The sequence below is a fragment of the Halobellus captivus genome, assembly GCF_003697845.1.
Taxonomy (GTDB): Archaea; Halobacteriota; Halobacteria; order Halobacteriales; family Haloferacaceae; genus Halorubrum; species Halorubrum glutamatedens.
Genome location: NZ_RDQE01000012.1, coordinates 25,509 through 37,492 on the forward strand (window position 1 = coordinate 25,509; position 11,984 = coordinate 37,492).

Annotated in this window: 9 protein-coding genes; 3 read left to right on the forward strand and 6 right to left on the reverse strand. The window is 67.8% G+C overall.

The window, feature by feature from the left end:
* Positions 1 to 15: 15 nt before the first annotated feature.
* A complete protein-coding gene (locus EAO78_RS13925; protein ID WP_122106444.1) occupies positions 16 to 1,638 on the reverse strand; it encodes a hydantoinase B/oxoprolinase family protein in 1,623 nt (540 codons plus the stop codon).
* Positions 1,635 to 3,740 carry a hydantoinase/oxoprolinase family protein gene (locus EAO78_RS13930; RefSeq protein WP_122106445.1) on the reverse strand — a complete coding sequence of 702 codons (2,106 nt, stop codon included), beginning with the start codon at positions 3,738 to 3,740 and terminating at the stop codon, positions 1,635 to 1,637. Before EAO78_RS13930 ends, EAO78_RS13925 begins: the two co-directional genes overlap by 4 nt.
* Before the next feature lie 253 nt (positions 3,741 to 3,993).
* On the opposite strand from EAO78_RS13930, the gene EAO78_RS13935 reads away from it, so the two are divergent.
* Positions 3,994 to 4,968: an NAD-dependent epimerase/dehydratase family protein gene (locus EAO78_RS13935; protein ID WP_122106446.1), complete on the forward strand. Its 975-nt coding sequence runs from the start codon at positions 3,994 to 3,996 to the stop codon at positions 4,966 to 4,968.
* Positions 4,965 to 6,290, forward strand: coding sequence for a nucleotide sugar dehydrogenase (locus EAO78_RS13940; protein WP_122106447.1), 1,326 nt, complete (start codon positions 4,965 to 4,967; stop codon positions 6,288 to 6,290). Before EAO78_RS13935 ends, EAO78_RS13940 begins: the two co-directional genes overlap by 4 nt.
* An 84-nt stretch (positions 6,291 to 6,374) precedes the next feature.
* On the opposite strand, the gene EAO78_RS13945 is transcribed toward EAO78_RS13940, so the two are convergent.
* Positions 6,375 to 7,799, reverse strand: a complete 1,425-nt coding sequence (locus EAO78_RS13945; protein ID WP_122106448.1) for a sugar transferase — start codon at positions 7,797 to 7,799, stop codon at positions 6,375 to 6,377.
* 96 nt (positions 7,800 to 7,895) lie between these two features.
* On the reverse strand, positions 7,896 to 10,331 hold the full coding sequence (locus EAO78_RS13950) for a hypothetical protein (RefSeq protein ID WP_122106449.1): 2,436 nt from the start codon (positions 10,329 to 10,331) through the stop codon (positions 7,896 to 7,898).
* 149 nt (positions 10,332 to 10,480) lie between these two features.
* Between EAO78_RS13950 and EAO78_RS13955 the strand changes: the two genes are divergently transcribed.
* The gene (locus tag EAO78_RS13955; protein WP_122106450.1) at positions 10,481 to 10,927 is read left to right on the forward strand and encodes a VanZ family protein; all 447 of its coding nucleotides are present in this window, start codon (positions 10,481 to 10,483) and stop codon (positions 10,925 to 10,927) included.
* A 12-nt stretch (positions 10,928 to 10,939) separates the two neighbouring features.
* Here the strand turns inward: EAO78_RS13955 and EAO78_RS13960 are convergent, their stop codons facing one another.
* Positions 10,940 to 11,500, reverse strand: coding sequence for a hypothetical protein (locus EAO78_RS13960; protein WP_122106451.1), 561 nt, complete (start codon positions 11,498 to 11,500; stop codon positions 10,940 to 10,942).
* Positions 11,501 to 11,502: 2 nt separating this feature from the next.
* Positions 11,503 to 11,898, reverse strand: coding sequence for a hypothetical protein (locus tag EAO78_RS13965; protein ID WP_122106452.1), 396 nt, complete (start codon positions 11,896 to 11,898; stop codon positions 11,503 to 11,505).
* Between the last annotated feature and the right edge of the window lie 86 nt (positions 11,899 to 11,984).

Consider the following 11,984-nt stretch of genomic DNA (forward strand, 5'->3'; position numbering starts at 1 on the left):
CCTCTTACTGTCGTCTCACTCCTCGACTTTCCCGTCGCGCCGATCACGCTCTCGTGCTTCCGGGTCCCGCTCGGCGGGATCGCCGTGGCCGCCGCCGCCGGGCGTCCGGATCGAGACGGTCGACCCGCTAGCGACGTCGACGGACGTCTTCGCGGGCACCGGCTCGCCGTCGACGAGGTTCTGGCCGGTCGCGCCATCCCCGCCACCGTCGAGTCCGGCGGGAGCCGTCCGCCGCCGATCGGTCAGCAGCGACACGGTGGCGTCGGTCTCGACGGTGACGGTCCGTTCGATCCCCAGCCCGCCGCGGAACCGACCGTCGCCGCCGGTCGAGGGACGCAGCGCGTAGCGTTCGACGCGGAGCGGATACTCGAGTTCCATCGCCTCGGCGGGCGTGTTGAGCGTGTTCGTCATCCCGACCTGGACGCCGTCCATGCCGTCCTTCCCGGGGCGAGCGCCGAACCCGCCGCCGATCGTCTCGTAGTAGGTGAACTCGCCCGAACGGTCGCCGATGATGAGGTTGTTCATCGTTCCCTGCCCGCCGGCGGGGACGACGTCGGGGATCGCGGGCGCGAGCGCCGCGAGCGTGACGTCGGTGACGCGCTGGCTCGTCTCGACGTTGCCGCCGACGACCGCCGCGGGCGGGTTCGGATCGAGAAGCGACCCGTTCGGGGCAGACACCGACACCGGCTCGTAACAGCCGTGGTTCGGCGGGATCTCCGGGTCGGTGATCGCGCGGACGACGAAGTAGACCGCGCTCTTCGCGACCGACAGCGGCGCGTTCAGGTTGCCCGCCACCTGCTCGGCGGTGCCGGCGAAGTCGACGGCGAGGGAGGGCCCGTCGATCGTGACGGCGGCCTCGATCGGCACGTCCTCGTCGGTCACGCCGTCGCCCTCGAGGACGTCCCGCGCCCGGTAGGTGCCGTCCGGGAGCGCGGCGAGCTCGGTCTCCACGCGCTCGCGGGAGTACTCGATGACGGCGTCGAACGCCGAGATCAGGGTCGGTCCGTGCTCGTCGAGCAGCTCGCCGATCCGCTCCTCGGCTCGCGCGTTCGCGGCGCGTTGCGCTCTGAGGTCGGCCTCGCGCTCGTCCGGCGTCCGGACGTTGGCCCGGATCAGCTCGTGGACCGCCTCGTTCGGCTCGCCGCCGTCGACGAGCCGGACCGCGGGCAGCCGGAGCCCCTCCTCGTAGATCTCGCGGGCCCCGGGCGGCATGCTCCCCGGCGTGCTGCCGCCCACGTCGGCGTGGTGCGCGCGCGAGACCGCGAAGCCGAGCACCTCGCCCGCGGGCGCGATCGTCGACACCAGGGTGACGTCCGGCAGGTGCGTCCCGCCCGCGAACGGGTCGTTGACGACGAACACGTCGCCGGGCTTCGGGTCCTTCTCGAGGACCGTCTCGACCGCGTCGGGCATCGCGCCGAGGTGGACCGGGATGTGTTCGGCCTGTGCGACCATCCGTCCCGACGCGTCGAAGAGCGCGGTCGAGCAGTCCTGTCGCTCCTTGATGTTCGGCGAGTACGCCCCGCGGATCAGTACGTGACCCATCTCGGCGGCGACGCTCTCGAGCTGGTTCCGGAGGATCTCCAGCGTTACGGGGTCCATCCCGTCGCGGTCGTCGTTCGTCGTCGACTCGTCGCTCATTCGTCGCTCACCTCCGCCACCAGCGCGCCGTCCGCACGCACCCGCACGTCCCACCCCGGCGGGACCACGGCCGTGCTCTCGTCGCCCTCGACGACCGCCGGCCCCGCGATCGCCTCGCCCGCCGACAGCCGAGTGCGGTCGTAGACGGCCGTTTCGCGGACGGCGTCGGCGGTCGCTCCGTCGGTCGCCGCATCGCCTCCCGCCACACTACCGCCCGCCCCACCGTCCCCCGAGGGCGTCCCGAAGGCCGCCTCGCGGGTTCCCTTCCGAGCGTCGCCGCCGGCGTCGTACTCGAACGCCGGCGCGCTCCGGGAGACGGTGGCCGTCGCACGACAGTTCACGAGCGCGACCGGCTCGTCCGCGCGGTAGCCGTAGGTGGCGTCGTGGGCGGCGGCGAACGCCTCGGCGGCCGCCGCGGGATCGAAGGGACGTTCGACGTCGACGGTGAGCTCGAAGCTCTGCCCGGCGTACCGGAGGTCCGCGGCGAAACGGACGGTCGCCGCGTCGCGGTCGCTCACCTCCGAGAGCAGCTCCTCCGCCAGCGCCGCGTACACCGAATCGACGTCGTCGGAGTCGACCGCCGAGAGCGGGCGCTGGTACGTCCGGACCGCGTCGCGCTTCTCGTCGGCCGCGAGCAGGCCGTACGCCGAGAGGACGCCGGACGCCCGCGGGATGGTCACGCGGGAGACGTCGAGCCCGTCCGCGATCGCGATCGCGTGCATCGGGCCCGCGCCGCCGAACGCGACGAGGCCGAACCGCCGCGGGTCGTACCCCCGCTCGACGGTCACCGACCGGATCGCGCGGGTCATGTTCGCGTTCGCGACGCGGTGGACGCCCCGGGCGGCCGCGAGCGGGCCGTCCATGCCCGCCTCCGCGGCCAGCTCCGCGAGCGCGTCGTGAGCGGCGTCCGGGTCGAGCGACAGCTCGCCGCCGAGGCTGGTGCTCGCGCCGACGTAGCCCAACACGAGGTTCGCGTCCGTCACGGTCGGCTCCGTGCCGCCCTTCCCGTAACAGGCGGGTCCCGGGTCGGCTCCGGCCGAGCGCGGCCCGATCCGGAGCGCGCCGCCGGCGTCGATCCAGGCGATCGACCCGCCGCCCGCGCCGACCGTCTCGACGTCGACCATCGGCGTCCGGATCGGCCGGCCGTCGATCGCCCCCTCCGTCGTCCGCGCGGCCGCGCCGTCGCGGACGAGGCTCACGTCGCTCGAGGTCCCGCCCATGTCGAAGGTGACGAGTCCGGCCTCCTCGTCCGCGTCGTCGTCCGCTAGGTCCGTCGTGTTATCACTCGCGGCCGCCATCGCGCTCGCGCCCACGACGCCCGCGGCGGGCCCCGACAGGACCGTCGTCACGGCGTTTCGCCTGACGGTGTCGGCGTCGGTGATCCCGCCGTTCGCCTGCATGATCCGCGGCTGGGGGACCCCGCGGTCGCGCGCGCGTTCCGTGAGCCGGCCCACGTAGCGGTCGATCGCCGGGCGCACGTAGGCGTCGACGACCGTCGTCGACGTCCGCTCGTACTCGCGGAACTCGGCGAGGACCTCGTGGGAGGCCGACACCGGCACGTCGAGCTCCTCGCGGAGCACCTCCGCGACGCGCGCCTCGTTCTCGGGATGTGCGTACGCGTGGAGCAGCGAGACGGCGACGGACTCGACGTCGGCCTCCCGGAGCGCCGCGGCGACCCTTCGCGCGTCCGCGTCGTCGACGGGGCGTTCGATCCCCTCGACGGTCGCCCGCTCGTCCACCTCGAAGCGGCGGCGTCCCGGGACCAGCGGCGCGGGCTTCTCGGCGTCGAGGTCGTACAGCGACGGCCGGTCCTGCCGGCCGATCTCCAGGACGTCCCGGAACCCCTCGGTCGCCACGAGGCCGGTCCGCGCGCCGTCCTCCTCGAGGAGGGCGTTGACCGAGACGGTCATCGCGTGGGAGAACTCCTCGAGGCTCTCGGGGTCGATCCCGGCCTCAGCACAGGCCTTCTCGATCCCGGCCATCACCCCCTCGCTCTGGTCGTCGGTGCTCGGGACCTTCGCGGTCACCAGCTCGCCGTCGAGCGCCAACGCCACGTCGGTGAACGTGCCGCCGACGTCGACGCCGATCCGTCGCGTCCCCATCTATACCACCCCGGCACCGCGGGCGACCGTCGCCCCCGGGCTCTCAACCGTGCATCGTGTGCGTTCCATGGTCGATCGCTTCGAGATCTACGGGTAGGTTTCACCAGCGGGTGGAAAACCCTGTCGAGCGTCGCGCCTGCCGGCCTCAGTGCGTTCATGTTTTCGAAACATGGACTGGTTCCGGTCGAATCACGACAGCCACGAACCAATACACAAAGTTAACGTGCCGCTACCCCGGATACTACTCCAATAGATGTCAGTTCTGATCACCGGCGGGGCGGGATTCATCGGCTCGCATCTCATTGATCACCTCCTCGCCGAGACCGACGACCGGGTCGTCGTTCTCGATGACTTCTCGACCGGCAACGCGGCGAACCTCGCCCACCTCGATACCGATCGAGTCGAGACGGTCGACGGTGACGTCCGGGACGGCTCCCTCGTCACGGACCTCGTCGCGGACTCCGACGCCGTCTACCACCTCGCGGCCGCGGTCGGCGTGAAGACGATCGTCGAGAACCCGTTGGACTCGATCCGGACGAACCTCAAGGGAACGGAAAACGTCCTCGAGGCGGCGGCGGCGGACGCCACCCCGACGTTCATCGCCTCCTCATCGGAGGTGTACGGCAAGTCCGAGTCCGTTCCCTTCGCGGAGGACGACGATCGAGTGTACGGTCCGACGACCTCCCCACGGTGGGGGTACGCGACCGCCAAGGCCGCCGACGAGTTCCTCGCGTTGGGCCATCACTCGGAACACGATCTCCCCGTCGTCGTCGGGCGCTACTTCAACATCGTCGGTCCGCGACAGACGGGGCAGTACGGGATGGTGATCCCCACGTTCGTCGAGCAGGCGCTCGCCGGGGACGACCTCACGGTATACGGTGATGGAACCCAGACCCGAAGCTTCACGCACGTCGCCGAGGCCGTCTCGATCACGCACGAACTACTGACGACGCCCGAGGCCCACGGCCGGGTGTTCAACGTCGGGACGCCGGATCCGACCTCGATCAACGACCTCGCGACCAGAGTGATCGAACTCACGGATTCGGATTCCGGGATCACTCACGTCCCCTTCGCGGAGGCGTACAGCGAGGACTTCGAGGAACCCGACGAACGGGAACCCGACGTCTCGAAACTTCGGGACGTTCTGGGACGAACACCCACGGTCGAGCTCGACCGGATCCTGCACGACGTGATCGACGAACGAACGGACGAGGTGCCCGCACGATGACTGGCGTCGAAAGAGGTCTCGCGACCCGTGACGCGAGGATCGGCGTGATCGGCCTCGGATACGTCGGCCTCCCGTTGAGTCTCGCCTTCGTCGATGCAGGCTTCGAGGTTCGAGGCTTCGACATCGACGAGGAGCGTGTCGGACGCCTCCGGAACGGGGATAGCTACGTCGACGACGTGAGCGACGCCGAACTCACGGCGGGACTCGACGAGGGGTTCATCCCGGAGGCGACTTCGTCCGTCGTCGCCGACTGTGACGCGTACGTCATCGCGGTTCCCACCGGCGTCGCCGACGGGGAACCGGCGATGGGCGCCGTCAGGGCCGCCGCGAGAACGATCGCCGAGCAGGCGGGCGAGCGCGAGACGCTCGTCATCGTCTCCAGTACGGTCTACCCGGGAGCCACGAGCGAGGTGGTCGCCCCGATCGTCTCCGCGGATCGTCCCGCCGGATCGACCCTGTTCGCGATGGTTCCCGAGCGACTCAATCCCGGCGGTGGTCACGAGATCGCGGAGATCCCGCTCGTCGTCGGCGCGGACGATCCGACCGCACGGGACGCGGCAGCGGCGCTCTTCGAATCGATCACCGAGACGGTCCCGGTGGATGCGACCGAGACGGCCGAACTCTCGAAGACTCTCGAGAACACCTACCGGATGGTGAACATCGCGCTCGTCAATCAGCTCGTCGCACTCGCCGAACGGCTCGACGCCGACGTGTGGGAGGCGATCGACGCCGCCGGGACCAAGCCGTTCGGCTTCCAGGCGTTCGAACCCGGCCCCGGCGTCGGCGGCCACTGTATCCCGATCGACCCACAGTTCCTGACGTGGCGGGCGAACGAGACCGGCACGGAACTCCCGTTCATCGAACACGCACACGAGGTGAACGAAGGGATGCCCGGTCGGGTCGTCGAGGGGGTGACCACCGCGCTCGAAGCCCGTGGCGTTCCCCTCGAGGACGCCTCGGTGCTCGCGTTCGGCGCGGCGTACAAGCCGAACGTCGGCGATCCGCGACACTCACCCGCGATCGACGTGTTCGAGGAGCTCCGTCGCCACGCCGACGTGACGCTCGTCGATCCGCACGTCGACCCCGAGGAGCTGTGGGTTCCAGTCACGGAATCAGTGAGCGACGCAACGATAGAGGCGGCCGACGCGGCCGTCCTCCTCGTGGACCACGACGCGTTCGATCTGGTCCGACTGGGCGAGCACGCCTCGTTCGTGTACGACGCGAAGAACGCGATGCCGGATGACACGTCCGCGACCGTGGTGACGCTGGGGGAGACGACGGCGCGCGTCGATACGGTGGTTGAAGAGCCACCGACGCGCTGACCGAATCGTACGGCGGCGAGGATATCCGTGAGACACGAGAGTTTCGAAGGAACTACCAACGAGTAGGTCAGCCCGCTGGAAATGTCACACTTCGTGGTCGTCTTCTCCGAGTGACGCCACGTCGCGGGCAACCTGCCAGAGTTGGCGTAACACGATCTTCACGTCGAACGTGAACGATTGTCTACGGATGTACTCGACGTCGTAGTCGATCTTCAGCGACGGTTCCTGACTCGTCGCATCGTGGATCTGAGCGAGCCCTGTGAGACCGGGTTTCACGAACCACCGGCGCTTCCAGGTTGCCGCTTCGTTCTCGAAATCGTCCTCGAGGTCAGTCTGGGCGGGTCGCGGACCGACGACACTCATGTCCCCGACGAGGATCGACCACAGTTGCGGGATCTCATCGAGATGGGTCATCCGGAGGAAGTCACCGAGCCGGGTGCGTCGGCCATCGTCGAACACGGTTCCGACTTCTCCTTCAGGTTCCGGCTTCAGCGTCCGGAACTTGTAAACCGTGAACGTATCTCCAAATCGGTATGTTCGGTTCTGAGAGAACAGGATCGGTCCGTTTCCTTCGAGTTTGATCGCAAGCGAGATCAGGAGGATAACAGGAGCGAGGACGAGCAGCGCAGTCCCGGCGAACGAGACGTCGAACAGTCGTTTGATTACTCGATCTTGCGGATCCCAGGGGTCGAGGTCGATGTCGACGATCGGTCCATCACCGCTCGTGGGATCGACGAGGAGGCTGTCGACGTGGTCGACGTGTGCTTTCGCATCGATCCCGTGTTCGTGACAGGAATGTAATGCACCGAAGAATTCGGCGCGATCCGCCGTTTCGAACGCGAGGATCGCTGAATCGACGTTGTACTCGCGGACGGCATCCTCGAACCGGGAAAGCCCACCGACGTACCCGTGTTCGAAGACAGTCCGGCCGCCGTCAGTAACTGTGGCCGGTTCACGGTCAGTAGGATCGTCACCCGACCGGTAGGGAGTCGGAGGAGCGACGTAACCGAGCATTGGCCCGTCGTACACGTCGGCGACGTGCTCGATGTTGGCGGGATCGTCGCCGATGACGAGTGATCGCTCCCCGTCCATGGATGGGGCCCGAGAGATCGCCACGAACAGTGCGGGAAGCGTGATCGACAGGAGGACTGTGGTGAGGATCACCGTTTGGCGCGGGAGGCGATGTGACCACTTGAAGTAGCCGAGCGTCGCCATCGCACAGACTGCGAAGACGACCCGTTTCTCGACGGAAAACACCACGTCGAGCACGCGTCGTGGCTCCGGTCGGAAAAGCGGGACGAACGAGGCCAACACGATCGCCGTGGAGATGAAAACGGCCCACCGGAGTCCATTCCCCGTCAACACGATCGGATCGAGCCTGTTGACGATCGGAACGTGCGTCGTGAGGATCGCCTGAAGTAGGGGAAGGTTCGCGACGTACACGGAGAGCGTCGCGAGCGCCGCGACCCCGACGACGCCCGTGAGTCGATACCGCCAACCCGTGAGCATTACGCGAAACACGTCGGTCAGCGTATATAAATCACGCGTCTCTATCCGTTCAAAAGGATCTACCGAACGGCGAGCAAGAGGTTTCAGGAACTCTTTTCAAGAGTTCTCTGTGCCGACGGAGACGGTCCGACCCTCGCGCACGTCCGCCTCGCTGACGGTGACCGTACCCTGATCGCCGAGGTCGTAGGTTCCCGGATGCGCGACCCGCACCGAGTACGTCCCGGTATCGGTGGGTTCGACGTACCGGCTGTAGGTGAACGACGCACCGGGGACCGACACGTCGGTCGACGCGTTGAATCGCTCGTCGACCGGCCCGGTTCCGTTGATCGTCGCCCCGGGAACCGGCTTGAAGACGAGATAGCCGCCGTCCGACGACGCGAATCGCAGGCGGTAGTGGCCGACGCCGTCGGCGCTGGCCGTCGCGCTTCCGTACTCCTCGACGAGGCGGATATAGCCGTCCTCGGGACCGGTTCCCTCGGGAACGTCCTCGAGTTCCTCGAACACGAGGTAGCCGATCCCCGAGTTGAAGCGATCGTACTCGGCATCGGGAGTCGACGACCCGTACAGCGCTTCGATGTCGTCTTGAACGCTTGTTCGATACGAATCGCTCTCGCCGAAGACGTGGTAGTTGTAGAACCGCTGTTCGCCCCACTGGCTCGCGACGAACTCGTCGGGCTCGTTCGTCGCCGCGTCCTCGGTCATCCAGCCGACTGCTTCGACCTGCTCGTCGGTCTGGGCGACCGTGTCCATCGCCGCCGGCCCCAACAGGATCCCGAGGCTCGCGACGAGGAGCAACATGCCCGCGACGTAGGCGGTCTCCGACGACGGTCGGAAAGCATCCGGAGGTAATCGGTAGCGGGACCCTCCCTCGATCGGAGAGACGGGTGCTGCCAGATCGATCCACGACAGGAGCCACAGCGCCCCGACCGCGACGAACACCGCGGTAAAGGGCGATAACTCGCCGGCAAACCTGATCTCGAAGAGCGTCACGCCGAGGAGCGGCCACGCGAACCCGGAGAGGACGAGCCACCGCGGCTCATGTGTCCGTACGCATTGCCAACTGATCCATCCGAGCGCCGGCAGCGCGAGCACGAGGAACCAGCCAAACATCTCGAGGCTCCCGAACACCACGCCGTAGTCGGCCGACAGGAGCGATCGGCTCTCGGCGATCCCGCCTCGCGCCCCGCCGACGATCGTTCCAAACCGGTCGACGAGCCGCCCGAGGACCGCCGGTGTCACCACCCTTGCGCCGACGAACAACCCAGCCCCCCCGACGGCGACACCACCGAGATACGCCCGGAGAGACGTGACGCCGAGGAAACGATAGGCTTCGCCGATCGCGGCGACGAGGAGAGCTCCTGTGGCCACCAACAGGGGACTGTACGCGACCGCCGGATCCAGCCAGCCGTACGACGAATGGATCGCGTGGGTGATCGCACCTCCGAGCGTCAGCCCGCCGACGAGCGGAAGGGCAACTCCCACCGGCGAGTGACCGGCCCGCAGATCCGATCCGGACCGGAGGACGGCGTACGTCGCCACCCCGCTCAACAGGAGCGGCGAGCCGTCCCACGAGAGCATCGAGGCAGCGACGACGACACCGAACCCTGAAGCGACGACCCACGTCCACGGACTCAGGAGGTGTCCTCGCACCGGGTTCTCGGATACTGAGTCGTCCGCCCGCCAGCGTTCTACGTCGCGTGCGAGCCACACCAGCGCTGCGGCCATCGCCGTGACCCAGAGGTAATCGAACGGGTGGTGATCGAAGAACCCGATTCCCGAATAGAGGGCGTGTGCGGGCGTCGCCGCGAGCGCGAGCACCGACAGGACGGCGACGCGCTCGTCGTTCGAGACGACGAGTCCGATCCACGCAACGAGCACGCCGACGCCAACCGCGGCCGCGACCGGCAGCCACGCGATCGCGGCACCGGATTGCTCGGCCGTCGGTTCCAAGAGTCGCGTCGCCCAGTAGCCGAGCGTATAGACGAGCGGATCGCCGGTCACCCGGCCACCCAACACGTCCGCGATCGCCTGAAGATCGAACGGAGACGGGTCGGCGGCGAGCAGTCGGTCGACGTGATGTCGATAGTGGTACGGATCGTTGCCGGGAAGCGCCACCATCCTCTCACGGAACACGGACCGATAGGTGACGAGCCGGAACGCCACCAACACGGCAAGCGACGCGAGCAGCGACGCTCCGAACGTCGACCGAAACGGGTTCACTCGATCCGTGAACTTCGACCGGAAGGACGATCCGATCGCGGACCCCTCCCCGTTCTCTCCGCCCGACGCGTACGCTTCCCCGTCGATCGCGGCCCGGACCGCCCCCCGGTCCGCGACGCGGTAGTCGCCCCCGTCGTCCGCGCGCTCGACGATCCCCCGCGAGACCAGCTCGCCGAAGGTGCCGGAGTCGACGTCGACGTCGTCGAACGCCCACGCCCCCGACTCGTCCGCCGCGAGGACCGCTTCGAGCGCCTCCTCGATCGCCGGTCGCTCCGCGAGGAGCTCCCGCGTCGCCGCGTGCGGGTCCGCCATTACCCGTCCGTGTGCGGGCGACCGGGTAAAAGCCTCCGTTGTCGTCGGGTCGGTCGTCCGTTCGTCGGCCTCGTCGGCGTGCGCCCTCTCCTCGCCCGCCCCGAGCCGGGATCGGGCGTTTTACTCCGACGCGTCGTCACCGGGAGTCCATGGATCGGATCCGGCTACCGTTGATCCCGCGGGGCGTCCGCTGGGCCGCAGTCGCGCTCGTCGCGCTCGTCATCCTGTCGTACTCGATCGTGCCCGCACCCGGAAGCGGGACGTTCCGCACCGGCCCCTTCGGGCTGCTCGGCTACTCCACCTGGCTCCACCTGCTCGCGTACGGCGGGCTCGCCGCGACGCTCGCGTACACCCTCCACGACACCCCGCGGCCGGACTGGCAGGTCCTCGCGCTCGTCTTCCTCGCCGTCGCCGCCTACGGGGCCGGGATCGAGCTGCTCCAGTCGACGCTCACCGCCCGCACCGCCGCCTACGACGACGTCCTCACCAACGCCACCGGCGCGGGCCTCGCCGTCGTCGGCTGGCGACTGGTCACGCGCTACGTGCGCTTCTATCGCGCCCGGCGAGTGGCGGACCTTCGGGTTCCGGTGGAGTAGGGAGATCGGTCGTCAATCCTCGAAATACTGCTGCCGAAGTCGATCGACGTACTGCGCGTCCCAGCCCTTGGTTTCGACGTAGTAGGTGAGCGTGGCCGCGACGTATTCCGCGGGGAGGGCCTCTCGGGTCGCGAACGTACAGAGGACGTGTGGCGTCGTGAACAGGACGTTCCGATCGTCGAGCGCGAGAGTGATAAGGAGGTAGTTGGTCGTATTGAACTCGTCAGTGATGAATAGGTCTGCCTCCAACTCGTTGGCCAGCCGGATACAGTCGGATTCCCCGCGATCGAGGCCGTAATCGAGCGGATCGCCAGTGTAATCCTCGACGTCGTGCGTCGTCAGATGGTGTGCCGCCTGGAACACGAGGTCGGCGGCCACGGAAAGCAGATCGCCGCTCCCCGTCGCGTCGGTGAGCTCTCCGAGGACGCTTTCGGGGACGTGAACGTCATACGCCGAGAGGAGGGCTTTGAAGGGATCCGCGCCGGAGGGGGCCTTCGGACGACCGTCAACGACGGGGAGCGCCAGGTTCAACAGAACGTTGGTGTCAACGACGGCAACGGCTTTCTCCGACATCCTCAGGCGTGTGACTCGTCATCCGACGGTTCGGACGGTGGAGGGCCCGTCCATTCCGGGACGTCGCCATCGTAGAAGACATCGTCGCTCGGGAGGTCGTCCTCGAGTTGGGGCATAGGAGGTGTCCGATCGATCGATTCCCGCAGGAGTTTCATTCGGAGGGCTTCCTCACGGCCGAGGACCGTTTCGACGGTGTCGTACTCGACACGACCGTCGTAGTAGGCGTCGCCGAGACGCCGCCGGAACTCCTCGTCGTTCGCGAGCTCCTTGAGTTCGTCCTCAAGGGCATCGATGAGGAGACGCGTCCGTGAAACGTCGAGGACCTCCACGACGCTATCGGCCCGTTCGATGAGGGACTTCGGGGCGTTGAAATCGACGCGGGTTTTCTCTTCGGCCATCGATCGATGTGTAGATCCTACACATACATAGGTTCGTCGCCGCTGCTCTCTCGTCACGAGGAGGAGTTCCGTTCCGACCGAAGCCG

Bases quoted from the DNA above. Each gene is read 5' to 3' on its own strand.
- EAO78_RS13930 (WP_122106445.1), bottom strand. From the start codon at position 3,740: ATGGGGACGCGACGGATCGGCGTCGACGTCGGCGGCACGTTCACCGAC.
- EAO78_RS13955 (WP_122106450.1), top strand. From the start codon at position 10,481: ATGGATCGGATCCGGCTACCGTTGATCCCGCGGGGCGTCCGCTGGGCC.
- EAO78_RS13940 (WP_122106447.1), top strand. From the start codon at position 4,965: ATGACTGGCGTCGAAAGAGGTCTCGCGACCCGTGACGCGAGGATCGGC.
- EAO78_RS13960 (WP_122106451.1), bottom strand. From the start codon at position 11,500: ATGTCGGAGAAAGCCGTTGCCGTCGTTGACACCAACGTTCTGTTGAAC.
- EAO78_RS13950 (WP_122106449.1), bottom strand. From the start codon at position 10,331: ATGGCGGACCCGCACGCGGCGACGCGGGAGCTCCTCGCGGAGCGACCG.
- EAO78_RS13925 (WP_122106444.1), bottom strand. From the start codon at position 1,638: ATGAGCGACGAGTCGACGACGAACGACGACCGCGACGGGATGGACCCC.
- EAO78_RS13965 (WP_122106452.1), bottom strand. From the start codon at position 11,898: ATGGCCGAAGAGAAAACCCGCGTCGATTTCAACGCCCCGAAGTCCCTC.
- EAO78_RS13935 (WP_122106446.1), top strand. From the start codon at position 3,994: ATGTCAGTTCTGATCACCGGCGGGGCGGGATTCATCGGCTCGCATCTC.
- EAO78_RS13945 (WP_122106448.1), bottom strand. From the start codon at position 7,799: ATGCTCACGGGTTGGCGGTATCGACTCACGGGCGTCGTCGGGGTCGCG.